23 protein-coding genes and 1 riboswitch are annotated in these 25042 nt (G+C 41.9%); of the genes, 7 read left to right on the top strand and 16 right to left on the bottom strand.

Going from position 1 to position 25042, the window contains the following annotated elements:
* Positions 1-32 precede the first annotated feature (32 nt).
* On the bottom strand, positions 33-524 hold the full coding sequence (locus H5123_RS15935) for a MarR family winged helix-turn-helix transcriptional regulator (protein WP_124017346.1): 492 nt from the start codon (positions 522-524) through the stop codon (positions 33-35).
* Between the two features lie 164 nt (positions 525-688).
* On the opposite strand from H5123_RS15935, the gene H5123_RS15930 reads away from it, so the two are divergent.
* Positions 689-883: a cytoplasmic protein gene (locus H5123_RS15930; protein WP_124017345.1), complete on the top strand. Its 195-nt coding sequence runs from the start codon at positions 689-691 to the stop codon at positions 881-883.
* A gap of 130 nt (positions 884-1013) precedes the next feature.
* Here the strand turns inward: H5123_RS15930 and H5123_RS15925 are convergent, their stop codons facing one another.
* The 3 genes from H5123_RS15925 to H5123_RS15915 form a co-directional block, all read right to left on the bottom strand.
* Positions 1014-1394 carry an STAS/SEC14 domain-containing protein gene (locus H5123_RS15925; RefSeq protein ID WP_124017344.1) on the bottom strand — a complete coding sequence of 127 codons (381 nt, stop codon included), beginning with the start codon at positions 1392-1394 and terminating at the stop codon, positions 1014-1016.
* A 290-nt stretch (positions 1395-1684) separates the two neighbouring features.
* Positions 1685-3094 carry a multidrug transporter subunit MdtD gene (gene mdtD / locus H5123_RS15920; RefSeq protein WP_182698604.1) on the bottom strand — a complete coding sequence of 470 codons (1410 nt, stop codon included), beginning with the start codon at positions 3092-3094 and terminating at the stop codon, positions 1685-1687.
* Between the two features lie 11 nt (positions 3095-3105).
* On the bottom strand, positions 3106-3660 hold the full coding sequence (locus H5123_RS15915; protein ID WP_124017342.1) for a TMEM165/GDT1 family protein: 555 nt from the start codon (positions 3658-3660) through the stop codon (positions 3106-3108).
* A 98-nt stretch (positions 3661-3758) separates the two neighbouring features.
* A riboswitch (yybP-ykoY riboswitch) is annotated at positions 3759-3868 on the bottom strand.
* 236 nt (positions 3869-4104) lie between these two features.
* Here H5123_RS15915 and H5123_RS15910 point away from each other — a divergent pair.
* Together H5123_RS15910 and H5123_RS15905 are read left to right on the top strand one after the other, a co-directional pair.
* On the top strand, positions 4105-5307 hold the full coding sequence (locus H5123_RS15910) for an aromatic amino acid transport family protein (protein WP_182698603.1): 1203 nt from the start codon (positions 4105-4107) through the stop codon (positions 5305-5307).
* Positions 5308-5511: 204 nt separating this feature from the next.
* On the top strand, positions 5512-7668 hold the full coding sequence (locus tag H5123_RS15905; RefSeq protein WP_182698602.1) for a S46 family peptidase: 2157 nt from the start codon (positions 5512-5514) through the stop codon (positions 7666-7668).
* 19 nt (positions 7669-7687) lie between these two features.
* Here H5123_RS15905 and H5123_RS15900 read toward each other — a convergent pair whose 3' ends face one another.
* The 3 genes from H5123_RS15900 to H5123_RS15890 all read right to left on the bottom strand — a co-directional run bounded on the left by H5123_RS15900 (position 7688) and on the right by H5123_RS15890 (position 10655).
* Positions 7688-8395 (bottom strand): 23S rRNA pseudouridine(2604) synthase RluF, encoded by a 708-nt coding sequence (locus H5123_RS15900; protein ID WP_182698640.1) that lies wholly within the window; start codon positions 8393-8395, stop codon positions 7688-7690.
* 48 nt (positions 8396-8443) lie between these two features.
* Positions 8444-9127: a hypothetical protein gene (locus H5123_RS15895; RefSeq protein ID WP_182698601.1), complete on the bottom strand. Its 684-nt coding sequence runs from the start codon at positions 9125-9127 to the stop codon at positions 8444-8446.
* Between the two features lie 184 nt (positions 9128-9311).
* The gene (locus tag H5123_RS15890; RefSeq protein WP_182698600.1) at positions 9312-10655 is read right to left on the bottom strand and encodes a Na+/H+ antiporter NhaC family protein; all 1344 of its coding nucleotides are present in this window, start codon (positions 10653-10655) and stop codon (positions 9312-9314) included.
* Between the two features lie 433 nt (positions 10656-11088).
* On the opposite strand from H5123_RS15890, the gene H5123_RS15885 reads away from it, so the two are divergent.
* The gene (locus H5123_RS15885) at positions 11089-11373 is read left to right on the top strand and encodes a hypothetical protein (protein ID WP_182698599.1); all 285 of its coding nucleotides are present in this window, start codon (positions 11089-11091) and stop codon (positions 11371-11373) included.
* A 91-nt stretch (positions 11374-11464) separates the two neighbouring features.
* Here H5123_RS15885 and putA read toward each other — a convergent pair whose 3' ends face one another.
* The 4 genes from putA to H5123_RS15865 form a co-directional block, all read right to left on the bottom strand.
* Positions 11465-14659, bottom strand: a complete 3195-nt coding sequence (gene putA / locus H5123_RS15880) for a bifunctional proline dehydrogenase/L-glutamate gamma-semialdehyde dehydrogenase PutA (protein WP_182698598.1) — start codon at positions 14657-14659, stop codon at positions 11465-11467.
* A 392-nt stretch (positions 14660-15051) separates the two neighbouring features.
* Positions 15052-15633, bottom strand: coding sequence for a TIGR04211 family SH3 domain-containing protein (locus tag H5123_RS15875; RefSeq protein ID WP_182698597.1), 582 nt, complete (start codon positions 15631-15633; stop codon positions 15052-15054).
* A gap of 140 nt (positions 15634-15773) precedes the next feature.
* Positions 15774-17042: an inorganic phosphate transporter gene (locus H5123_RS15870; protein WP_182698596.1), complete on the bottom strand. Its 1269-nt coding sequence runs from the start codon at positions 17040-17042 to the stop codon at positions 15774-15776.
* A 25-nt stretch (positions 17043-17067) separates the two neighbouring features.
* Complete coding sequence (locus tag H5123_RS15865; protein WP_124017333.1) at positions 17068-17748, bottom strand: TIGR00153 family protein; 681 nt, start codon at positions 17746-17748, stop codon at positions 17068-17070.
* Between the two features lie 236 nt (positions 17749-17984).
* Here H5123_RS15865 and H5123_RS15860 point away from each other — a divergent pair, with 236 nt between their 5' ends.
* The gene (locus tag H5123_RS15860) at positions 17985-19469 is read left to right on the top strand and encodes an inorganic triphosphatase (protein WP_182698595.1); all 1485 of its coding nucleotides are present in this window, start codon (positions 17985-17987) and stop codon (positions 19467-19469) included.
* Positions 19470-19664: 195 nt separating this feature from the next.
* Here H5123_RS15860 and H5123_RS15855 read toward each other — a convergent pair whose 3' ends face one another.
* The 5 genes from H5123_RS15855 to H5123_RS15835 form a co-directional block, all read right to left on the bottom strand.
* Positions 19665-19907 (bottom strand): YgjV family protein, encoded by a 243-nt coding sequence (locus H5123_RS15855; RefSeq protein WP_124017331.1) that lies wholly within the window; start codon positions 19905-19907, stop codon positions 19665-19667.
* Between the two features lie 184 nt (positions 19908-20091).
* Positions 20092-20529, bottom strand: a complete 438-nt coding sequence (locus tag H5123_RS15850; protein WP_124017330.1) for a PaaI family thioesterase — start codon at positions 20527-20529, stop codon at positions 20092-20094.
* A gap of 144 nt (positions 20530-20673) precedes the next feature.
* A complete protein-coding gene (locus tag H5123_RS15845) occupies positions 20674-21342 on the bottom strand; it encodes a response regulator transcription factor (protein ID WP_124017329.1) in 669 nt (222 codons plus the stop codon).
* A 259-nt stretch (positions 21343-21601) separates the two neighbouring features.
* On the bottom strand, positions 21602-21745 hold the full coding sequence (locus H5123_RS15840; RefSeq protein WP_182698594.1) for a hypothetical protein: 144 nt from the start codon (positions 21743-21745) through the stop codon (positions 21602-21604).
* Positions 21746-21824: 79 nt separating this feature from the next.
* Positions 21825-22445, bottom strand: a complete 621-nt coding sequence (locus H5123_RS15835) for a DUF2238 domain-containing protein (protein WP_182698639.1) — start codon at positions 22443-22445, stop codon at positions 21825-21827.
* Between the two features lie 180 nt (positions 22446-22625).
* Here H5123_RS15835 and serA point away from each other — a divergent pair, with 180 nt between their 5' ends.
* Both serA and ygfZ read left to right on the top strand, forming a co-directional pair.
* A complete protein-coding gene (gene serA, locus H5123_RS15830; protein ID WP_124017328.1) occupies positions 22626-23855 on the top strand; it encodes a phosphoglycerate dehydrogenase in 1230 nt (409 codons plus the stop codon).
* A gap of 164 nt (positions 23856-24019) precedes the next feature.
* Positions 24020-24982, top strand: coding sequence for a tRNA-modifying protein YgfZ (gene ygfZ, locus H5123_RS15825; RefSeq protein WP_182698593.1), 963 nt, complete (start codon positions 24020-24022; stop codon positions 24980-24982).
* The last annotated feature ends 60 nt before the right edge of the window (positions 24983-25042 follow it).

Raw genomic sequence — 25042 nt, 5'->3', positions numbered from 1 at the left:
GGCATGACAAACAATCGCCACGCTCAAAATAGTCACATTTCACAGCTGTTTGCCTCTCCAGAATTTAACATCATAAAAGCGTGATCACACAGTTGTTTGAGTTGCTGTAAGTCCTCAATAGTGCCACCCACTTTACAGCGCATTTGCTCAGGAATACTCAAGGCTTGTTGATATAATTGTTGGCCTTGCTCGGTAACATGCAGCACTCGCACCCGTTCATCTAATTCACTGCGACCACGGCTCACTAAACCTTTGCTTTCTAGGCGTTTTAACAAGGGCGTTAAGGTTCCAGAATCAAGGTGTAATTTTTCACCTAAGGTTTTGACACTAATTCCTGGCTCTTTCCACAACACCATCATCACTAAATATTGCGGATAAGTTAGTGATAACTCATCTAACAATGGCCGATAGGCGCGGATCATTGCATTAGTCGCACTATACAACGAAAAACACACTTGGTTTTCAAGTGCTAGCGGGTTTTGCACTGAAGGTAATTGAGATTCATTAAGCACTTTGCTAGACATAGGTCAAACTCCACTAACCACTAATATGGGTTAATCATAACATTGGTTGTGCACAACCTATAATCAAAAAAAGCATCTCGCGTTATTTTTGATAAAAAATAATCAAGTCTTTGGGTTTTCGGCCGTTATACTTATACCATTGGTTTTTTATATTAAGGTTAATCATGTCACTTAGCATTAACTCACCTTCTTCAATGCCTACAACGATTGATTCAGGCAACAGCTTAAAAGTTGCCGTTATGGCTAAAGATCAGCAAAAAGCTGAAGGACAAATGGCATTGCAACTCATCGAAGCTGCACTAGCACCAGCGCCGCAACCCGTAGGCAACAGTGGCCATAATATTAATACAACTGCATAAGTTATTTGTAGCGTCCTAAAACCCTAGTGAATATTTTTTATATTCCTAGGGCTTTTTTACGAACAACACACTGCACAAGAAGCTCATCAATAGTCGCGACTAAAGATTGGCTTATACCTGCTATGCGAATTTAGTAACGCAGCCATTTCAATGCGTCATCTTCATCTTCGAAATATTTAATCTCGCCCGCGATAAACCAACTACCGATTTTGGCCGCCCATTCTTGCCAATTTTTATTGCCCCAAATAGCCACTCTTTCAAACTCAGATTTGTGCTTTAATCCCAGTGATAAATCATCCCAAGCAGCGCGTAAATCCCAGCCCTCAAGTTCAGTGGCGTCGAGAAACAAACTCACTTTAGGTTGATTAACTTGGCTTAAAGCCCCTTCTAACATAGGGGTAATGACGAGATAGTCTTCGTGGGTTAGTGTGCCCGTTGCTTTTAATGTCACAAAAAACACATTTTCAATTCGGTTTATGCCTATTGATAAACCATGTTTCTTCATATCCATATCGTGGCTCCTTTAACATGCGATTACACATTTAACTGCACACGCCTATCAACAACGCTTATGCATGCTTACATTTTAAGCAATTATAAAATTAAGTATGTGCAGGGCTGCACAAAAAACAAACAGAGTGATGGTAATTAATGTCAAACAGCATCATGTATAGAGCATGATTTGGGTGACAAAACCACGTTATAAATAACAAATTCAATGCGAATCACAGGACGATTTAATTAAACAACAATAGATTGAAAATAAAGATTTTTATCAGAAAATGGCAAGATGATGTACCATTATGAATCGCTTATCAAACGGCCATCATCTTTAGATAACTGCGAAAAAATCACGGCGGCTAGCATAGTCATCACGCCGACTGTCACAAAAGTGAGCTGGAACGCCCCAAGTACTGTCGCGGCGTTATCGCTACCAATATTGGCACTAAAACCACCGAGTAAAGCACCGGCACAGGCAACTCCCAAACTTAATGATAATTGCCCGACTACCGACAATAGGCTGTTACCGCTACTGGCACTAGCATCATCAAGATCGATTAAAGTCACGGCATTCATTGCGGTAAACTGCAATGAGTTAATCGCGCCCATGAAGGCCAACACGCCCAGTAACAACCAATAAGGGGTGTGCTCGTTAACTAAGCCTATGCTCGCCAGCATCAATCCCAGAGCCAGTGTATTAGCGGTTAATACAAATCGATAACCTAAAAGTTCAATAATGGGACGAGCCACTGATTTGGCCATTATTGCCGCAGCAGCCAATGGCAGCATACTCATTCCCGCCTGAGATGGTGAATAACCCAAAGCGACTTGCAGCAACAATGGCACCAAAAAAGGCAATGCACCACTGCCCAAACGAGCAAACAGATTACCAAACAGACCTATAGCAAATGTTCTGGTTTGGAACAATAATGGGGAAAACAGTGGCTGATCAATTCGCCCTGCTCGAAGCCAATAGGCAATTAAGCATGCCATACCACCAAACAACAGCAACATCACTCGCAAGTGTGGCAGATGCAGTTCACCTAATCCTTCCATAGCAACGGTAATCAACAACATCGCCGCACCAAACAACAAAAAGCCTAGGGTATCGAAACGCGACCTTTCCTTACCACGAAGGTCAGGAATAAACCTCCAAACCGCATAACACCCCACAATGCCGACAGGTAAGTTAATCAAAAAGATCCAATGCCAAGTGAGATATTGCACCATCCAACCGCCCATCACTGGACCAATTAAAGGACCGAGTAAACCGGGGATGGTGATAAAGCCCATGATCCGCACCAACTCAGAACGCGGGTACGCCCGCAGCACAACTAGCCGACCAACGGGCAGCATTAACGCACCACCCAAGCCCTGAATGACTCTAGCGCCAATTAACATGTCCAACGAATGCGACAATGCACAAAGCAATGAACCAAAACTAAACAATAGGATGGCACCAAAGAAGATTTTCTTAGTACCAAAGCGATCTGCAATCCAACCGGAAGCGGGGATCAACAGAGCAACCGTGAGCATGTAAGCGATAATGACGCCTTGCATGCGCAGCGGATCTTCGTTTAAGTCATTGGCCATTGCGGGTAAAGCGGTATTGAGGATTGTCCCGTCAAGCGACTGCATAAAAAAAGCAATGGCAACCACCCAAGGTAATCCTCGAGCAGTTTGTGCATCAAGCAGTCGTCTATCGGGCATTGAACCTCCATTTACCACATGAGTGTCGCGACACCAAGCAGTGCAAATAGCACGGCACAACCGCGATGAATAAGCTTCATTGGTAGTTTGTTCGCACTAAAATGACCTGCTAATACTACAGGGACATTAGCAATGAGCATACCCAATGTGGTGCCGATAACAACCCAGGTTAATGATTGATATTTTGCCGCTAAGACGACAGTAGCGATTTGTGTTTTGTCACCAATTTCGGCGATAAAAAACAAAATAAACGTCGCAGTAAAAGCACCTAATTTATAAAAACGGTTATCATCGTCATCCATTTTATCGGGTATGAGCACCCATAAAGCAATGGCAAAAAATGAACCGGCTACCAAATAGGTGGCCCATTGAGGATCAATCCAAGCAATGGCCCATTGACCAATCCATGCAGCAAGAAAATGGTTTAATAACGTGGCAAGTAGAATGCCTAATATGATAGCCGTTTTATTGCTGAATCTTACAGCGAGTAGTAAAGCCAATAATTGAGTTTTGTCGCCGATTTCAGCAATAGCAACAGTAAAGGTTGAGGCAAATAAAGCTTCCAATGTGATAATCCTAGGGGTAAATGACGACTAAGCACAGACCGCCGCATACCCCTTGATGCAGTGACAGTGCTTAGGTCTTGCATGGCGAAATCATTAACATCAATAATTTTGCCGTAAGTACCATGGCATGAGGCCAAGTATGTTGACACTTACTCCTAATCATATCGTGTCGATATGCTTAGGTTAGCTACTCCCCTAAAACGATGGGCATTATAGCTTATGATTAGATTTAATCAACGCATTGATACAGTAAAGAGCTTAACGCAGTACTGTCGTAATGATACGCTATTGCAAAATCATAGTGTAAAACCGTTTAGCTAAATGTTGAGTAATTGTTTATAAACGCAGCTGTTAGCCTATAACCATCAAAGATCCTTGCCTGCTCTGTCACCCTTCTGCTAATGTCCGACACAAATAAAATAATAATTAGACAGGACGTTTTCGGTGAATTTTAAAACTTTAGGCTCTATTTCGATTGTAGCAGGGACTGCAATTGGGGGTGGCATGCTTGCGCTGCCATTAGCAACAGCGGCATTAGGCATAATCCCAGCATTAATTTTACTCGTGGTCATTTGGGGCCTATCCGCTTATACCTCATTATTGATGCTAGAAATTAATCTTCACTCTGGTATCGGCGATAATGTTCATGCCATTACCGGTAAAACCCTGGGTAAAGTCGGCCAGCTAATCCAAGGAGGTTCTTTTCTCAGCTTATTGTTCGCTCTGACTATGGTGTATTTGATGGGAGGGTCGTCGCTATTAGAAACCCGTTTACAGCCCATTGGCATAAACATGAGCAACCAAGTGGCAGTCATACTGTTTACGGTTATTTTTGGCGGATTAATTGCCATTGGCGTAAAATGGATTGATAAAGTATCACGTATTTTGTTTACTTCTATGGTGGTGTTACTGGTCATTGTGGTGGCATTTCTATTACCCGACGTTAACCTAATCAGTGCATTAAACAATTATTCAACCGAAGTCGCTTCAGGCACTGCGCTGCAGCAATTATGGTTAGCGGCTATTCCTGTGGTGTTCACCTCATTTGGTTTCCATGTGTGTATTGCTACCATTGTGCGCTACTTAGAAGGTAATGCCGTTTCTCTTAGAAAAGTGCTCTTAATTGGCTCAACCATTCCGCTGATTTGTTACATTCTATGGTTATTAGTGACCTTAGGCTCTTTAGGTGGTGAAACAGTACATAGCTTTGGAGGTTCATTACCTAAACTTGTTACCGCCTTACAAAGCTTAGCCCAATCACAAATTATAAGCCAAGCTATTGATTTATTTGCTAACCTCGCATTAATTACTTCATTTTTAGGTGTCACCATGAGCTTGTTCGATTACATAGCCGAGCTCACGCGAGCCAACGACGATGCTGCTGGACGTGCAAAAACCTGGTTAATGACCTTTATACCACCTCTATTGTGCGCGCTTTATTACCCCGACGGCTTTTTTAAAGTCCTTGGTTTTGCTGCTATCCCATTGGTAGTGATGATCATCTTCTTGCCCATTGCAATGGCATTAAAACAACGCTCACAGCAATTGGGCGGTTATCAAGTATCTGGTGGTACTTTAGGGCTTGTTGTCGCAGGTTTACTCGGTATATTAATTGTTATTGCTCAGTTAATAGTGGCATTAACCTAAATGAACTAACTGATTAACCGGATTTGTAAGCGAGTTTTTCAAACGCTTTTAAGATGGTTAAACATTTGTTAAAGTCAGGCTTAGCCTGACTTTTTTGTTTTATGGACTACCAACATTAGCCATGATGAAACAAGAATTAAGCAAAAAATTAGAGACAACAGCAATAATATTCATCGCACGCTAAACCCTAAACGGAATTATATAATGAAAAAATGGTTATTAACTGTCGCTATTGCAGCCAGCTTTGGCGCGTCGGCAGATGAAGGTATGTGGCAGCCACATCAACTTCCCGCAATGGCTGATGAGCTTAAAGCAAAAGGCTTAGAGATCAGCGCTGATTCAATTTCTAAATTGACTGAGTTTCCAATGAATGCCGTGATCAGCCTTGGTGGTTGTACCGCTTCATTCGTATCGCCTAAGGGCTTAGTGGTCACCAACCACCACTGTGCTTATGGCGCAATTCAGTACAATTCAACCCCTGAAAAAAACTTGCTTAAAGATGGCTTCTTAGCAAAGACCTATGCCGAAGAATTACCTGCAACACCGGGGTCTCGTATTTTCGTTACCGAAGCCGTAACTAAGGTAACCGATAAAATTACCGCTGGCCAAATGGATAAAGTAGGCAATGACTTTTATAAAGGTATTGAGCTACAAGAAAAAACCTTAGTTGCTGAATGTGAAAAAGAAGATGGTTACCGTTGCCAAGTTTATAGTTTCCATGGTGGCCTAGAATATTATTTGGTTAAACAGTTAGAAATACGCGATGTGCGTTTAGCCTACAACCCAGCCGCTAGCGTGGGTAAATACGGTGGCGATATCGATAACTGGATGTGGCCACGTCATACCGGTGACTTTTCGTTTTATCGTGCTTACGTATCAAAAGATGGTAAGCCTGCTGATTTCAGTAAAGATAACGTTCCCTATGAGCCAAAAAGCTTTTTAAAAGTATCAGCTAAAGGCGTTAGTGATGGCGATTTCGTCATGGTTGCGGGCTACCCTGGCCGTACAAATCGATATCGCACTGCAGATGAAGTTAAAAATCAATTTGGCTGGGCTTATCCGCAGGGTAAAGAGCTGCAAGAAAGCATGATTGATATCATCAAACAGACTGCAGCAGAGGGCAGCGATGAGCGTATTAAATACGAAAGCTTAATTGCTGGCTTAGCCAATTATGCTAAAAACTTTACCTCTATGATTGAGTTTTATGGTAAATCATCCATGCTTGCTGAGCGCGTAAAAGTTGAAACTGATTTAGCTAACTGGATTAACCAAGACAAAAAACGCCAGCAACAATATGGCAAAACCTTATCAAGCTTAGAAAAACTGGTCGCTAAGAGCCAACAAGATCAGCAGCGTGATATGTTGCTAGGCTATATTGGTTACACCACTATGGTGACCACTGCGCGTAATTTATATCGCTTAGCCCATGAAAAAACCTTAGCGGATATGGAACGTGAACCAGGTTATCAAGACCGCGACATGACTAACTTTACCTCAAGCATGGAGCGAATTGATCGCCGTTATGCAGCCAGTGTAGATAAAGCACTTCTCGCAGACTTACTTACCCGCTATGCGGCATTACCTGCAAAACAACGTTTAGCATCGTTAGACAAAGCCTTTGGTATTAGCGATAAGTTTGACGCTAAAGCATTGGCCAAAACACTCGACAATATGTATGCCAATACCAAGCTAAATGACAAAGCGACTCGCTTAGCATGGATGAATAAATCGGTTGCAGACTTTACCGCCTCAAATGATCCATTCATTCAGTATGCAGTACAAACCTTTGACGCCGATATGGCGCGAGAAAAACAGCAAAAGCAGTTAGAAGGTGAATTAATGAAAGTGCGTCCACAGTATATGGATGCGATCATTGCCTATAACCGCGAGCAAGGTAAACCTGTGTATGCTGATGCGAACTCAAGTCTACGTGTGACTGTCGGCAATGTGAAAGGTTACTCGCCACAGGATGGATTAGTTGCGGTGCCGTTTACGCGTTTAGAAGGTATTTTGGCTAAAGACACGGGTATAGATCCATTTGATGCGCCAGCTAAAGAGCTTGAGCTAATTAAGCAAAAACAATACGGCGACTATTATGTTAAAGCGATTGACTCTGTGCCGGTTAATTTCTTGTCAACCTTAGACACTACTGGCGGTAATTCAGGTTCTCCGACCTTAAATGGCCGCGCCGAATTGGTCGGTTTACTGTTTGACGGCGTGTACGAGAGTATCATTGGTGACTGGGGATATGATCCACAAACCAACCGTTCAATCCAAGTAGATAGTCGTTATATGCTTTGGGTCATGCAGTATTTAGATAATGCTGACAACTTATTAGCTGAAATGGACATTGTTAAATAATGACCATTTAACCCTATGCTCAGTTTACTGAGCGTTGAAGACTCAATAACTCTGCGGCCGTTAATGGCCGCATTGTTTTTTCTGCTAGATCATCAAGACACACATCCAGTAACTGGGTGCGAATTAAATCTACTACCTTATAGCCTAGTGCCTGACACATACGGCGTATTTGTCGATTTAACCCTTGGGTTAAGACTATGTTAAATCTGTCTTCATCCGCCGCAGGGCTCAATGCTCTAATATCACAAGGTCGTGTGTGCACATCGCCATATTGCACACCTTGAGCCATCATCAGTAAAAATTCTGGCTTAATAGGTTTATTCACTTGAACAACATAGGTCTTCGGATGATAAAAATCAGGATGCATTAATGCTTGAGTTAATTGACCATCATTGGTGAGTAATAATAATCCGCGAGAATCTTTATCCAAACGCCCAGCGGGATATAACCTTGGCGATTCGGGCAACACATGCAGTAAGCTATGGGGATCATCGGCTAATAAGCGGCAATCAATCCCAACAGGTTTATGATAGATAAAATACTGTTTGGGTTGCACCGGCAAAATCGGTTGACCATCAACCAAAACCGTTACCGCTTCAGACAGTTTTACTCGATCGCTATGCTGGGCTAATTGATGATTAACGCTCACTCGGCCACTGTCAATCAGTCGTGCGGCTTGGCGTCTTGAAGCCACACCACACACAGCTAAATAGTGGCTTAGTCGCATTGATGTCATAAACGATGCTCAAGTAATAATACACAGTAACAAACGGGATTAGATTAATTTATACAGGTTATTTTGTTGCGTTCTAATGGTTTTTAGCAAGCTTAATCCTAAGCAAACACACCATAAAATATTTGCCTGGGTTAATGACCACATGGATAAGGACACCACACAATATTGAGGAAAATCGGCTGAACACTCGCTAAAATCAAGCTGACTCCAATCAAGCAGCATCAGCAATACAAAGCCGCTACATAAGGAAATAATGCTCAAGGTAAGCATTCGTTTGGTCATCGTGCTGCCTGGTTTGAAATAATCCACTAAGCAAATACTGTGCAATACCAGAGAGCTGAGTAAATAAAGCGTCGACACTTTGCGATGTAACTCTAAAAAGTTAATCGGAAATACACCCATTAATACAATACTGATCCCCACCACACCACCAAGAACAGCGATATAACGGCTGATTAAATCAGGGAAAATATTAAACACAGCGACCATCGCCAGTAAGAAACATGAACCACTGGCTAGCAGTGATAAATTAAACACCACAGCAAACGATGAATTCATATAGTTTCCAAGGGCGTCAGGGCGGATCATTAACATCTCTACGCTGATACTGTCCACTTTAGCAATGAGCGCACTTGCGACACCAAAAGAGCCAATAACTGCCGCCGCCAATGACATAAATACAATCACTAGATGTAAATCATAATTACGGACTCTACTCGTCACTGTTCGATACTTATACAAAAAATGGGTGCGGGATATTAACGCGTAAAGTACAAAAGTAAAAGCCGATAATCAATAGCCCCATAAAACAATGCCCAATCGTTTAAGATTGGGCATTGTCGACTCCATAGCTGACGTTTACTTGCTTGAGCCAATGAAACCAGTGGATTATTGAGCGTATAGCCGATTAGACTCGTTTACGAAAAATCACGATAATCACAGCAATAACGGCCAAAATCATACAGTACCAAGCATTAGATACTGCCACTAATGGACTAATGGTAAACACCGAGGCAATTAATAATGCTTGGGCACCATGGGGGATTAATCCCTGAATGATACAAGCAAAAATATCTAAAATACTCGCCGCGCGTTTTGGCGAAACGCCATGTTTTTCAGCAAGCTCTTTAGCAATATCACCCGTTACCACAATCGACACGGTATTGTTAGCCACGCAAGTGTTCGTCGCGGCAACAATAGCGGCCATTCCTAGCTCTGCCGCTCGGCTTGATGCTTCACCATTAGCTTTAGAAAAACGACGGATTAAGGCTTCAATTTGGTTACTGACAAAGATTAATCCACCTTGTTTCTGCATTAATGCCGCTAAGCCACCCACTAGCATCGACAGAATAAAAATTTCCTGCATATTAGTAAAGCCAGTGTAAATATCATTACCAAATTGGATAACACTATAATCAGAGCTCAGCACGCCTGTCACACCGGCTAATACTATTCCGAGGGACAAGACAACAAATACGTTTAACCCGGCCACAGCCAACACCAGAATGGTTAAATACGGTAATACTTTTAAGATTTCGATGTCCTGAGCTGCAATATCTGCTTGGCCCTGACCAACAAACGAAAAAGCAATCAAGGTGAGGATCGACGCAGGGATCGAAAACACTAAATTCTCACGGAACTTGTCTTTCATTTCGCAACCTTGAGTACGCGTTGCCGCAATCGTAGTATCAGAAATAATCGATAAATTGTCACCAAATAATGCGCCCGACATGACTGCCCCCGCCATTAAGGCATAATCAATTTGCGCTTGATCAGCCACGCCTAATGCCACAGGAGCTACCGCAGCAATCGTGCCCATCGATGTGCCCATCGAGGTTGCAATAAAAGCGGCAATAACGAAAAAGCCCGGTAGCAATAGATTAGATGGAATAAACGATAAGCCAAGTGCAACAGTAGCATCAACACCACCAGTGGCTTTAGCCACTGCAGCAAAAGCTCCCGCTAATAAATAAATTAAACACATAGCAATAATATTGCTGTGGCCAATCCCTTCAATAAAGGTTTCTATCGCATTATTGATGCGCTGTTTTGATAACAATATTGCCAATACAATGGCAGGTAAAATAGCAATCACACTGGGTAATTGGTAGAAGGCATAATCAATACCCTGACTTTGAAAATATAAGCCAGCGCCAATGAATAATCCTAAAAACAAAAATAATGGTAATAATGCCACAAACGATGCGGGGCTATTTGGCTCCGTGGTGGCTGATGAAGTAGCTTTAGTCAAAGTGATCTCTCTTTATCTTAACGAATTGGGATTGTCGGATGAGAAAAGCGAGTACGACTCAATCTCGGTCATCGGTGATTATTTAACAACACAGTGAATGCTGCTAAATATTGCAGTCGCATCATAACAAGTTGTGCCAAGAATAAGAGAACTCTTCACCACTGTCAATCTAGACGTCTAGACTTCTTTGCTTCCAGAGCGTTTTTTATTCTAAACCTCAAAAAATGCTACAAATATTTTACATAAACATAATCAATTTATCGATTAATCGCTATTTTTACAGCAAAAAATTGATTTACGTTAATATTGCCCTTTGGCTGATTTGTTATTGTGAAAGTTCTCACTGAACGATTAATTGACCTATTCCATGACTGTAAATCATCAAGTTACCGGCTAGCGATAACAGCCGCGACTTCATCATCATAGGTGAAATATGCAGCACAAACCCGATAGGATCAGCGCGATGAAGCAACTCATTGCCCAAGTAAAACAGACTTTTCCATTAGATTCAGCTGATATCTTTCGCTGTGGTCCAGCCAATACCTGTGTTGGTTGCCCAAAAAAACTATTGGAGCTTGTTGATGCGGAACTCACCTACTGGGAATCAGCGATTAACCAAGGCATAACGCCTTCATTTGGTGATATCAGTCGCTTTGGTAAATTGTGTAGCAATGTCAGTCGTGGTTTAAAACGCAATAACATTCCAATCCAAAAGTAAATAACCGCAAACAAGTTAACAAAACCCGAGGCGGCATAATAACAAAAAGCCCACGAGAAGTGGGCTTAGTCAACTTGAGTAACTCACTCCGTTATTCGTCTGTATCACCTAATGATAATAACGTCGCATTGCCGCCAATTGCGGTAATGTTATTGGTACGAGTTTTTTCAGTTACAAAACGGGTTAAGTAATGTGGACCACCGGCTTTAGGGCCTGTACCCGATAATCCTTGACCACCAAATGGCTGCACACCAACAACGGCGCCAATTTGGTTGCGGTTAATATACACATTACCCACATTGACTTTATCAGCAAGGTTTAACGCATGGCCTTCGTTACGGCTATGGATCCCCAAAGTTAAGCCAAATCCAGTACTATTAATTTCATCAATCACTTTGCCTAAATCAGCCGCTTTATAACGGATAACATGCAAAATCGGTCCAAAATGCTCTTTTTCAAGCATTTTTATCGAATTGATTTCAACCGCTGTCGGCGCAACAAAATGGCCCTTTTCAGTACCAGCAGGTAACTCAAGTTTATTTATCAACTTACCTACTTGGCTAATATGATCAATATGAGCATCCAAGTTAGCTTTGGCAGTTGCGTCAATCACTGGGCCTACGTCTGTTTTCACAGAACTTGGGTTGCCAATGACTAACTGCTCCATCGCACCTTTCATCACTTCAATGACGCGATCGGCAATATCTTCTTGCAAAAACAATACTCGTAATGCCGAACAACGCTGACCTGCACTGGTAAATGATGATGATACAACATCATTTACCACTTGCTCTGGTTGTGAGGTTGAATCAACTACCATGGCATTTTGACCGCCAGTTTCAGCGATCAATGGAATAATTGCACCATCGCGATTAGCCAAGGTACGGTTAATCAATTTAGCCGTGCCAGTGGAACCAGTAAAACACACACCGCCAATACGTTCATCAGCAGTGATTGCAGAACCAACCACAGCGCCAGTTCCTGGAAGGAATTGCAACACATCGGTAGGAATACCGGCTTGATGTGCCAGTTGCACAGCGCGATAACCGATTAAACAGGTTTGCTCTGCAGGCTTGGCAATAACCGTATTACCTGCAGCAAGGGCTGCAGAGACTTGGCCTAAGAAAATAGCGAGTGGGAAGTTCCATGGGCTGATACACACAAAAATCCCGCGACCTTGTAAAAACAGTTCGTTTAACTCACCTGTTGGGCCTGGAAGCAATTCTGGCTGGGCCATCATTTTCTTAGCTTGAACGGCGTAGTAACGACAAAAATCGACTGCTTCGCGAACTTCATCAATGCCGTCTTGAATGCTCTTACCCGCTTCACGAGTACATAACACAATCAGTTCTTCACGATTCTCTTCGAGTAAATCGGCCAACTTTTGCAGTGCATTGGCACGCGTTTCAACCGCAGTACGAGCCCAACCACCAAAAGCAGCATCAGCACTCGCAATGGCTTGTTCAATGGCATTAGCATCAGCAAAAGCAACAGTACCTACCGTTAATGAGGTGTCGTATGGACTGACCACAGTTTGCACTTCGCCGGTTAAGGTTTTGCCATTGACCAGCGGGCCTGCGGTCCACTGGGTATCGCTAAATGTGTCTAGTGCAGCAAAAAATGGCTCTGACTCAGAAATAATATTCATGTTTAATCCTTTAGAGTTTTTACGTTCTGCACCAAAAATATCAGCTGGTTGAACAATTTTACGATTCGCTAAGCTCTTGTAGCCCAATAATGTCACCAGTGGATGAACCACTAAACTCTCAATTGGCGTATTAGGGTCAACAAGTTTATGCACAAATGAGGTATTGGCACCATTTTCCAGTAAGCGACGGACTAAATACGGCAGTAAATCTTTATGAGCGCCAATAGGGGCATAAATACGCACAGCCTTAGCACCGCTTTCAGCTAACATAGTGTCGTATAGCTCTTGGCCCATACCGTGTAAACGTTGAAATTCGTATAAGCGATCGCCCGCCATAGCATCAATGCTCGCGACGGTTTGCGCATTATGGGTGGCAAATTGTGGATAAATAGCACCGCGAGTGGCATCAGACAATAAATAGCGTGCACAGGCTAAATAAGACACATCAGTGCCCGCTTTACGGGTATACAGAGGGTAACCTGCTTCGCCAGCTTGTTGGGCCCATTTAAGCTCGCTATCCCAGTAAGCACCTTTAACCAAGCGAAGTGGAATTTCATCACCTTGATCTTTAGCAAGACGTGTTAACCAACACAACACAGGTAAACAACGCTTAGAATACGCTTGAACCACAATGCCCAGTAACCCCCAACCTTTAGCTGCTTCTGACTGATAAAGTTGCTTAAACAACTTTAACGACAGCTCAAGGCGGTCAACTTCTTCTGCATCAATAGAAATACCGATATTCAAGGCGCGGGCTTGAACAATTAATTTAACTACCGAGTCGTATAGTTCTGTTAATACGCGGTCTTCATTAGCGACTTCATAACGAGGATGCAATGCTGACAATTTAATAGAAATTGTCGGTCTTGGAGCGTTGCCAACGTCATATTGCTGTGCACCTAAATCATCAATAGCGTTGCTATAATCCATAAAGTACTTGAGCGCATCAGTGGCCGTTAACGCAGCTTCACCAAGCATGTCATAACTGTGGGTATAACCTAACTTACGTTTAGCTTCGCTGTTTTTAAGGGCTTCTTTAACATCGCGCCCTAACACAAACTGCTTACCCATGATCTTCATCGCCGCTAACATAGCTTGACGGATCATTGGCTCACCAACACGATTAACGAGACGTTTGAGTATGTGACTTGGCGAACCATCAGTATTGCGATCTAACTTAACCAGTTTACCGGTTAACATTAAGCCCCATGTTGAAGCGTTAACCAATAACGAATCACTTCGATTAAGATGTTCATCCCACTTGGCACCAGATAACTTGTCTTGAATAAGCGCATCAGCAGTTTCTGCATCAGGAATACGCAGCAAGGCTTCTGCCAAGCACATTAAGATAATGCCTTCTTTCGTTTCTAAGCTGTATTGCTGCAAAAATGCATCAATACCAACCATAAGGCCTTTCTTCTCAAACTGACGAACTTTACTGACGAGTTCATGGGCACGGCGTGTGACTTGTTCAATATCTTGTTCAGACGAAGGCACAAGCTTAATTAATTCAGACAGGTATTGCTCTTCATCGACAATATAGTTGTTGGTCACTGCAGTAAACAGTTCCTCAAGAGTGGCATTGTCATAGCAACCGCCCAGTACTTCACTCGCTTTGAACATAGTATTCGCTTCCATCTAGGTCAGGTTAAGGATGGTTATTATCGTTATTGAATGGACACTGTATTCACGAATTATTTATTTTGTATACAATGTACGATCTAATTTTCGGCGATTATACATTCAAAATGTGAACTTGGACACTCTAGTTAAATACTTGCTAATGATTGTTTGATTACGCTCACTGAAATGAATGAAAAAAATGTGTTATAGAAACAACAAAAACCAACTAAGTATTTGTTAAACAATCACTAAATAAAAATAAACCTAACTAAATATGAATAAATTTTATCAACAAAAAACACCATAAAAAAAGGCCAACGTTTGAATCGTTGGCCTTTTTTAGCAATAAGATTTATCACACAAGTGTTGTCATCTTATCCATGACAATCTGATGATTGTTGGAGACATTACATCCAGCGACTTTTTTGACGGCGCTGCGGACGAGGCAAATATACCAATACAATACCGATTAAAGCCCCGATACCTGCTATTAATCCACCTTGTTGCCACATGTAGTAACGTTGATTATCAGCTACTTGCTTTACTTCTGACTTAGCGACATCCCGTTCTTCAATCGCTTTGGCTAACTCAGCGCTTAACTCAGTCACCTTTGCGTTCGCCAGCGTTAAATACTCTTCGGTACTTTCAGTATTTTGCGTAATATTATTTAATTGCTCATTAGCTTGTTTTAGTTGCGCTTCCATCTCTGGAAAACGTTCACGAAAACTAGGCTGATCGGTTACTAAACTGGTTAATACCCAACCTTCACGACCTTTATGGTCGATAATTTGAGTGAAGTCACCTTGGGTATCACCTAATAAAGTAATAGGTTGACCCGCTTCAACACTGCCGATAATACGAAATTCAGTACCCGGTCCACCGTGGATATAGGTAAACACATCATCAGAAATGAAGCGCGTTGGCCCTTGGGCTGCAAATACGCCATTTGGCGCCAGTAAAAATATAAGAATTGAAAGTACTCTTAACACGGTATTTATCCAAACTCAGAAAACTTATCGTCATGCTATTTATTAAATGCTCTGAATGCAAGAAGGAAGTCATACGACTTCCTTCTTAAATACATTCAGCATTCACATTTTTGCTAATACTGCATGGCGTCTTCGTTATATTAACTAAAGATATTTTTAATAATAAAGAAGAACACAATAGACAGTGCTGCACCTGCTGGCAGGGTAATAACCCAAGACACCACGATGTTACGCACCACACCAATATTGATTGCTGCGATACCACGAGCCATACCCACACCCAACACGGCACCCACTAAAGTTTGCGTTGTTGAAATAGGTAAACCAGTACCAGAAGCAATCACAACCGTCGATGCTGCCGCTAATTCAGCAGCAAAACCACGACTTGGAGTTAAATGAGTAATATTTTTACCTATGGTTTGCATTACACGTTGACCAAAAATCGCCAAGCCCATAACAATACCAACAGCACCCAGTGGTAAAATCCACCATGCTAGAACGGCTTTAGCACCAATAACGCCGCCACTTTCAACCACAGAAACAACCGCAGCTAAAGGACCAATCGCATTGGCAACATCGTTAGAACCATGAGCAAATGCCATACAACATGCAGTCACTACCATTAAAATAGCGAACACTTTTTCAACATTACCATACTGGGTTTTTAGGTCAGCTTTGTCGCTCATTTTTAAACGACTAATCGCCATTTTACCTAGAAAACCCACTAATGCAGCAACAGCTGTTGCTAGCACATACGCTTCAATTGTTGAAAAGTTTATCCCTACATGCGACAAGCCTTTAGTGATAGTCACAAGTGACATCACAAAACCTGCAAGGGCCATGTAAAAAGGCACATAACGCTTAGCACTCGCTAACGGATCATCGGTGTTAAAAATCAGCTTTTGTACACTTTGGAAAATAATAAAAGCAATAAAACCCGAAATGGCCGGTGTCACAACCCAAGAGCCAACGATACCGACAACTTTACCCCATTCAACAGCATCAGCACTGACGCCTACCGCGGCGAAACCGACAATAGCACCAATAATTGAGTGAGTTGTCGATACAGGCCAGCCTAACGCTGACGCTACGACTAACCAAATACCCGCAGCAAGTAATGAGGCAATCATGCCGTATACCAATAATTCAGGTACATCAGTAAAATAACTTGCGTCGATAATACCTTTTCGAATTGTACTCGTGACTTCACCACCGGCTAAAAAAGCACCGGCGAACTCAAAGATCATTGCAATAATGATCGCTTGTTTAATAGTAATGGCATTAGAACCTACAGAGGTTCCCATTGCATTGGCTACGTCGTTTGCACCAATACCCCATGCCATCAAAAATCCAAATGCCGCCGCTATCATAATAAGCATAGGGCCGTTGGTGACTAATACATCAACCATGTTGTTTCCTTGATAACCTTTGTGATTAGTTACGAGCTAGCATTAGCTCTAGGCGGGAACCGACACGCTCAGCAATATCTGCTAAACCTCCTACCCATTCGATAATTTTATACATGAACATCACATCGATAGGATTCAATTCAGATTCTAATGCATATAACTGACGACGCACTTGAATTTGTAAATCATCTGAATCTTCTTCGATAAGATCTAATTCATTAATCATTTTGGCAACTAACTCAACTTCACGACCACGGAAACCGGTTTCGAGTAAGTCATCGAGCTCGTTAATAGCACGTTTTGCAAGCGATACTGCATCTAAACAACGCTTTAGATAAGCGCCAAAGGCAGCTTGCATTGGCTGAGGAAGGACTAATTCACGACCGATAATACGGCCAGAGATATCTTTTGCTTTGTTAGCGATTTTGTCCTGTTGAGTTAATAACTCAAGCAAGTCGGTACGCTCAACAGGCATGAACAATCCACCAGGAAGTGTTAGGCGAATTTCACGTTTAAGTGAGTCAGCATCTTTTTCCAACAAACTAATTTGTTTGCGTATCTTTACCGCTTCATCCCAGTCACCTGAGTTGGTTGCGTCAAAGAAAGGAACAAGAAGTGATGCACACTCATGTACTTTGTCGATATGCTGTTCTAAAGGCTTAAGAGGTGATTTTGCAAACACACCTAAAATAGAGTTTACTGGCATTGCCGTTTACCTATTTAATAAATTCCAGTTTGGAAAAAGCGGGCGCATGTTAACCCAAGCGTCCACATAATGAAACTGTGTTTTTTAATTTCGTACAACAGTTTCTCTGTTATCGTTGCTTAGTATATATGATGCGAGCAACGCTATCCTAAGAGATTTTTATTACAGCAATGTGACATTATGAAGATAACATGACGCATTAGTGAATATTTAATGACAAGGCAAATATAAAGTCAATGGACGCAGAAATAGAGTTAAAACTATTCATTCAATCACAACACCATGATTTTTTGAAAAAAATATTGAATGAATATCCAAATTCAACCCCACAAGGGCAGAAGAAACTCACCAACGGATATTTTGATACCGACGATTTACAACTGCGTCGTTGGGATATGGGCTTACGAGTAAGAGGGTTTGACAACCAACTCGAACAGACTATAAAAACAGCAGGCAGAGTGGTAGGAGGGATCCATTCTCGTCCTGAATATAATGTCAGCATAAATCAAAAAATGCCGGTTCTGTCACTTTTTCCAACAGAAATATGGCCAGTAGGAAATGATCTCGACAGTGTATCAAGATCACTAAAATGCATTTTTGAAACTAATTTTGAACGCCAAACTTGGCATATCTATCTCAATGACAGTTTGATTGAAGTTGCTTTAGATGTGGGTGAGATTATTGCGCAACATAAAATTGACCCCATTTGCGAACTCGAATTCGAATTACTTGCTGGTGATACTTCAGCCTTAATCCAATTGGCACGTGAAGTGGCTAAGTCAGTTCCGTTTCGTCTTGGCAAAGCCAGTAAAGCTCAGCGTGGCTATCAACTCGCGGGTAAGTCAAAACCTTTCTCAATCGAATCGATTGATCACGTCTGTTTGCCAAAAAACAATAATGTCCCCCAAGCCTTAAGCGCTATATTAGAAACAGCCCTAGAGCGCTGGCAACTTATTGAAAATATATTAGTAACTGTCACTAATGATGTGGAGCGACAGTCGGTATTATGGGGGGAATTACGCCGCTGCGTACGCTTACTCAGACTCACCTTAAATCAATTTGGATTACTGGATCAGCACATTAGTCCATTATTTGATCACCTTGAACGTGCGCTAGAATTTGTGGGTCCATTGCAAAGCTGTTGTTTATTGCTGCAAGATGATGCCAATATGCTTGCCAATATCAGCAATAAAGCTGTTGTTTGCCAGCAACTCGAAAACCATATTAACGCAATGTCATTTTCAACCCAGCTAGCCTCGATATGGCAACATGCCGAGTATGGCCAATTACAATTAGCGCTAGTCGATTTGTTATTAACCACTGAAAATGGTCAACATCAATTCAGTCAAGAGCCAGAATTAGACCTATTTGCCAACAAATTGCAGCAAGCCTCATGGAAACGTATTGGCAAATTAATGCCTATAACATCAGCAATGAGCAGCGAAGACTATCAAGATGTGGCAGATGCTCTTGATGAAAGCATCTTAGTGGGATTTGCTTATGGCGAAATATACCCAGCGAAAAAACGCGAAGCATTTCGCTTGCCTTGGCAAGACTTAGCATTAGGAATTAGTACTCTGTCTGCATACAAAATATTAAGGCTGCTTAGTGAGCTGCATCAACTTGATATTGACACCTGGCTAGACAATAAAGAAACCAGTTTATTGTTTGCAATGGAGCAGTCACGTAAAAGCGCCTTAAAAGTACCTATCTACTGGTAAGCTAAGACCTTATAACAACGGCTAACATCAATCATCGATTAAGCATTATTGATGATTGAAGATTGATGATTGATGATTGATGAAATAAGCCAAAATTCAAGTCAGAACCCATTCAACAAAAAAGACAAAATATTCATTTTGGCTTTAGTAGTAAACAGATTAATGACCCTCATGAGGTTAACTAAATGAGGTTAACTATTCAGCCGGAGGTGTCGGCTCGCGATATAACTTAAGCAAATAATATGCATCAATGAGTACAATAAAAAAGTTCACTAACGCCACTGGAATTGCGTCTATCGCTAAACCATAAGCCACAAATAGACCAGCACCAATCAAGTTCCACCAGCGGAGTTTTTTAATGTTGGCCATCATCAGCGAAATCGCCACAACGACCGAGGCTAAGTAACCGACCCATTCCCAGATATTGATACTGTCCATGGATTTTCCTTATGGTAATATTCTGCATTACCTCATATGACCACTAACACGCTTAAGCAACAAAATAGATCCGATTTTAGCGCAGTGAATTATGCGGGATCGCTTAATATTTAACTCAATATCTCATAAGCGCAACTCGGGATCATCAAGGCTAATCAAATAATCATCTTTAACCTATTATAGTCTATCGCTCGACCACAGCAGCTGTCATTCTTGAAATACAGCACAGTTGACCCGCGCTATTGTGGATCAATATTTCCCATACAGAACTGCGCTTGCCTATGTGTATTGGTTTTGTTGTTGCGGTTAACTCACCATTGCGTGATGCTTTTAAATGATTAGCGTTAATTTCTTGGCCAACACAATAGTAACGGGTAAAGTCGACCACAAAATTAGCTGCATAGCTGGCAACCGTTTCTGCTAACGCTACATTCGCGCCACCATGAACAATGCCTAATGGATTATGCACTGCTGGATTAGCGGGCATAGTCGCAACCATGTAATCATCGCCAATCTCAGTAATTTTAATGCCTAATGTTTGCATTAAGGTGCCCTTTTCATGCATCCCAGCATCTAAACGAGCACAATCTTCTAAAGTAACAGCCTTAAACCAAATACTCATTGTTAACATCCATTATTATTGTTATCAGAAAACCCAGTGTACTTATTAGCGTAAGCTTTTAAAAGATAACACTATCGATAAACCTGACAGATAAAATAGGAGCCTAAGCTCCTATTTTAATCACTCTATGAATCCATCAGCATATTAGCTGACTAATTCACTATGACTTTGATAGGTTTGTGCCCAACGTAATAATTCAACTCGGTTGCGAGATTCTGTTTTACGGAAAATAGACGAAATATGTGCTTTAACGGTATGTTCACTAATACACAACCGCTGGGCGATTTCTTTATTGCGAGCACCACTGGAAACAAGCTGAATAATGGTTCTTTCTCGATTGGTTAATCTTTGTAGAATGGCAACGGTATCGGAAGGGATTTCAGCACTGGTATCAAGTTTCTGAACTAAACGTCTAAAGATTTTACTGATCAATGGTCGGTCATACCATAATTCATCTGCCACCATTTTACGTAAACCCGTCAGCATTAAATCCATGCGCTGGTCACTGTACAATAAACCACGAACGCCGAGGAGTAATGCCGCTTCTTGATCGAGCGAGCCACGTTCAACTTGATATAATGCAACAGGAACATGCTCCACTAAACGCGACACTAACAAAGGAATACCTTTGCTGTCTAATGCGGCACCTTTTTGTGAAACAAGATAAAATTTATTGGATTTTTTTTCTAACTCAAGCTCAGCGGCATGTTTGACTATTCGAGTTTTCAACCCGATCGACTCAGCCAAAATAGCTAAATGGCAAGGTGCTGCGATTTGGTGTAAAAACACCAATTCATCGATATTTGAACTCATCACTCTTCTCCCTGAAAAGTATGTTATTGCCCAACGTACCTTGAGCACATCCTGAGATTATATACTATACGTAAATGAAGCTGGTTTACTAGCCTTAAGTACTAGGCAAAGCCTATTGTTTACTTTTATTTCACTCTATTAGCACATTTTTATAAGTGACTATTTATTGAATTTAAAGTGCAAAACTGCTCACTTAACACGGCACCAATCACGGTTAATCGCTTATTGTTAATCAAAGATTACTCTCATCAAAGACCTGTTATATGGCAAGGATAGTCAGTATTTTCTCGTATTTATGGCCATGGCGTAAGTCTAAGGTATGAATAATTAATTTGCCTGATGCTGTATCGCTTTGAACACTGATGTAACCCGGATAAGCAGATACGTTATATTGGCTTAACATCTGGAATTACCCCTAAGCACAGCGAACTAATCGACTTATTGCAATCACTGCACTTAGGTACCTAAATCAGCTAACTCACTTATATCGACTTATTATTAAGGGCCATTTTGGCGGCTATTTGTTTATTATGAAGCGGTGAAAGCAGTAAGACACCACAAATACCACCAATTAAGGCTAAGAACATATCTGATTGGGTATCCCAGACATACCCTTGAGTACCTAAAAAGGCTTCAGCATTTTCACCTGAAGCTGCGGCGACCCACCACTCGATTAGCTCGTAAAATGCCGAAAAAGCCAATACAAAACAAACGGCCAAAAACTGACACCATGCGCCTATTTGCATGACCTGCTTGCGGATAAATATTTCTCGCGCCAATATCACAGGAATAAAACCTTGGGCAAAATGGCCAACTTTATCGTAGTTATTGCGTTCGCTATCCATAATTTGGGCTAACCAGTCAAATAATGGCACTTCGGCATAGGTATAACGCGCACCCACAAATAATACACAGCAATGCACTAAAATAAGGGCATAAGCTAACGTGGTCAGCGGAAAGCTCTTACGACTAAAAAATAAAATAGGTAAGGCAATTAATGCGGGGATAGCCTCTAGCCACCAAGTGAACATATCCTTGGGATTACTGACAGACCAAAACAATACCAATAGGTAGATTGCCATCCAAATCACGCGTTTTTGCATCCTCAATTCCTCATCTGCGATATTGTTCTCAATTAAAGATATTACTTCAGCCATCTAGCCCTCCACAAGCCTTAAAAAAAGTGCTACTTTGGCATTGCGTCGGAAGTCCGCATTTATAGCATAACTATTGGCTAATTCATTAGCATAAGCATCATTTAATGATAAGAGGGTACCCATATCATGGCGAAACACTCGCTTGACAAGGATAAGATCAAAATCCTGCTGTTGGAAGGCGTCCACCAAACTGCGGTTGATGTTCTAGAACGAGCAGGTTATTCCAACATTGAATACCATAAAGCGTCGCTCGGCGAAGAGGCTTTACTTGAATCGATCAAAGATGCTCACTTTGTTGGATTACGTTCCCGCACTCAGCTTACCGCTGAAGTATTGCACCATGCAGAAAAGCTGGTTGCGATTGGCTGTTTTTGTATTGGCACCAATCAAGTCGATTTAGCCGCCGCCGAAAAATTGGGTATCCCGGTATTCAACGCCCCATTCTCTAACACTCGTAGTGTTGCTGAACTGGTCATTGGCGAAATCATCATGCTCATGCGCGGCATTCCACAGCGCAATGCTATGTCGCATCGTGGCGGTTGGTTAAAGAGTGCTAATGGTAGTGTTGAAGTCCGAGGCAAAACCTTAGGTGTGATTGGTTACGGTCATATTGGTACTCAGCTAGGTATTTTGGCTGAAACCCTTGGCATGAGAGTAATTTTCTTTGATATTGAAGACAAATTACCACTGGGTAATGCCTCACAAGTTCACTCTATGGAACAGTTATTGGCCCAAGCTGATGTTGTCAGCCTGCATGTACCTGAAACGCCGCAAACCAAAGACATGTTCGCTAAAGCTGAATTTGCCCAAATGCGTCAAGGCAGTTTCTTTATTAACGCCTCACGCGGTACCGTGGTTGATATTGATGATTTAGCCCAAGCGCTAAAATCGGAGCAGATTGCAGGTGCAGCAATTGACGTGTTCCCGGTAGAGCCAAAATCAAATGATGATGAGTTTGTGTCACCGTTACGTGGTTTAGACAACGTATTACTGACACCACACATTGGCGGCAGTACCGCTGAAGCACAAGAGAATATTGGTATTGAAGTGGCTGGTAAGTTAGTGAAATACTCAGATAACGGTTCGACCTTATCGGCAGTTAACTTCCCTGAAGTATCTTTGGCACAGCATAGCGGTACTTCACGCTTATTGCACATTCACCAAAATCGTCCTGGCGTGTTGATCAAAATCAACCAAGCCTTTTCTGAAAAAGGCATTAACATTGCCGCACAGTACTTACAAACCACTGCTGAAATCGGCTATGTGGTAATGGAAGTCGATTCAGATCAAGCTGAAGAAGCATTAGTAGAACTTAAATCAATTGAAGGCACTATTCGTGCTCGAGTATTGTTTTAACCTTACTTAGAAAGCGATTAGCTTAGGTTAATGAGCTTCTAAAAAGCTATCTTGGCAACAAGGTAGCTTTTTTTATTGGTTTTTAAAACCTTGCCCCCTGTTGAGCATTGTATTATTCCGTTACACTCCAACCATACCGTCTTATTCTCAGCTTAGGGATAGTTATGACCATTTCAGTAAATCAACCCGATTGGGATTTCATCGCCACTTCTCCTGCATTAATGCTATCAAGTTTGACTCACATGGGATTAATCGAAATCACTGGCGAGCAAGGGCGCAGCTTTATTCACGGCCAAGTCACTACTGACATCACTTCACTAGGTGAAAATGAATGGAAATGGGGCGCACATTGTGACCCTAAAGGCAAAATGCTTGCTAGCTTCCGTACGTTTGCAATAGCCGACAGCTTGTTTATGTTGCTGCCAAAAAGCGCACTATTGTTAGATTTACCCCACTTACAAAAATACGCGGTATTCAGTAAAGCTGAGTTGGCTAATGTGAGCGATGATTACCACATAATCGGTATTGCTGGCGCAGAAGCACAAGCCTTTGTTACGCAATATTTTGGTGAGGCGTCGCAAGCGCTTAATCTCGTCGACCAAGGGGCGATCATTCGTGATGGCGAACGTTTTATTGCCATTATAAAACGCGCTACCGCAGAGGCTATCATTAGCCAATCAGGCCAAACATTATTTGATGCCACTGCATGGCAAGCATTAGAGATAAAAGCCGGTTACCCCAACATAGATGCCGCCCACTCAGGCCAGTACGTAGCACAAATGTGTAATCTACAAGCCATCAATGGCATCAGCTTTACCAAAGGCTGTTACATGGGCCAAGAAACCATTGCCAGAATGAAATACCGCGGTGGTAATAAGCGTGCGTTGTATATTCTATCTGGCACTAGTAGCCTAAACATCACTACTGACACCCAATTAGAAATCGCCCTTGAAGACGGTTTTCGCCGGGGAGGCAATATCATTGAATGTGTCCAATATGGCGACAAAGTACTTCTGACGGCTGTACTGCCCAATGATACTGAAAACAACGCTCAACTGCGTATTGCTAACGATGAAAGCTCACAGTTATCCATTATTGAATTACCATATTCATTAGTCGATGCTTAACTAATTCAATGTTTTATTGTCACTAAGCGAGCCATTGGCTCGCTTTTTTTATGTTTAGAC

It is taken from the genome of Shewanella sp. SR43-4 (assembly GCF_014163845.1).
GTDB classification, from domain to species: Bacteria; Pseudomonadota; Gammaproteobacteria; order Enterobacterales; family Shewanellaceae; genus Shewanella; species Shewanella vesiculosa.
The sequence above is the reverse complement of the archived record's forward strand: the minus strand, read 5'-3'. Positions and strand labels throughout refer to the sequence as shown.

What these genes read in the sequence shown, in the direction of transcription:
- H5123_RS15935 (WP_124017346.1), bottom strand. Translation starts at nt 524, where the DNA reads ATGTCTAGCAAAGTGCTTAATGAATCTCAATTACCTTCAGTGCAAAAC.
- H5123_RS15930 (WP_124017345.1), top strand. Translation starts at nt 689, where the DNA reads ATGTCACTTAGCATTAACTCACCTTCTTCAATGCCTACAACGATTGAT.
- H5123_RS15925 (WP_124017344.1), bottom strand. Translation starts at nt 1,394, where the DNA reads ATGGATATGAAGAAACATGGTTTATCAATAGGCATAAACCGAATTGAA.
- mdtD (WP_182698604.1), bottom strand. Translation starts at nt 3,094, where the DNA reads ATGCCCGATAGACGACTGCTTGATGCACAAACTGCTCGAGGATTACCT.
- H5123_RS15905 (WP_182698602.1), top strand. Translation starts at nt 5,512, where the DNA reads ATGAAAAAATGGTTATTAACTGTCGCTATTGCAGCCAGCTTTGGCGCG.
- H5123_RS15900 (WP_182698640.1), bottom strand. Translation starts at nt 8,395, where the DNA reads ATGCGACTAAGCCACTATTTAGCTGTGTGTGGTGTGGCTTCAAGACGC.
- H5123_RS15885 (WP_182698599.1), top strand. Translation starts at nt 11,089, where the DNA reads ATGCAGCACAAACCCGATAGGATCAGCGCGATGAAGCAACTCATTGCC.
- putA (WP_182698598.1), bottom strand. Translation starts at nt 14,659, where the DNA reads ATGGAAGCGAATACTATGTTCAAAGCGAGTGAAGTACTGGGCGGTTGC.
- H5123_RS15870 (WP_182698596.1), bottom strand. Translation starts at nt 17,042, where the DNA reads ATGGTTGATGTATTAGTCACCAACGGCCCTATGCTTATTATGATAGCG.
- H5123_RS15865 (WP_124017333.1), bottom strand. Translation starts at nt 17,748, where the DNA reads ATGCCAGTAAACTCTATTTTAGGTGTGTTTGCAAAATCACCTCTTAAG.
- H5123_RS15860 (WP_182698595.1), top strand. Translation starts at nt 17,985, where the DNA reads ATGGACGCAGAAATAGAGTTAAAACTATTCATTCAATCACAACACCAT.
- H5123_RS15855 (WP_124017331.1), bottom strand. Translation starts at nt 19,907, where the DNA reads ATGGACAGTATCAATATCTGGGAATGGGTCGGTTACTTAGCCTCGGTC.
- H5123_RS15850 (WP_124017330.1), bottom strand. Translation starts at nt 20,529, where the DNA reads ATGAGTATTTGGTTTAAGGCTGTTACTTTAGAAGATTGTGCTCGTTTA.
- H5123_RS15845 (WP_124017329.1), bottom strand. Translation starts at nt 21,342, where the DNA reads ATGAGTTCAAATATCGATGAATTGGTGTTTTTACACCAAATCGCAGCA.
- H5123_RS15840 (WP_182698594.1), bottom strand. Translation starts at nt 21,745, where the DNA reads ATGTTAAGCCAATATAACGTATCTGCTTATCCGGGTTACATCAGTGTT.
- H5123_RS15835 (WP_182698639.1), bottom strand. Translation starts at nt 22,445, where the DNA reads ATGCAAAAACGCGTGATTTGGATGGCAATCTACCTATTGGTATTGTTT.
- serA (WP_124017328.1), top strand. Translation starts at nt 22,626, where the DNA reads ATGGCGAAACACTCGCTTGACAAGGATAAGATCAAAATCCTGCTGTTG.
- ygfZ (WP_182698593.1), top strand. Translation starts at nt 24,020, where the DNA reads ATGACCATTTCAGTAAATCAACCCGATTGGGATTTCATCGCCACTTCT.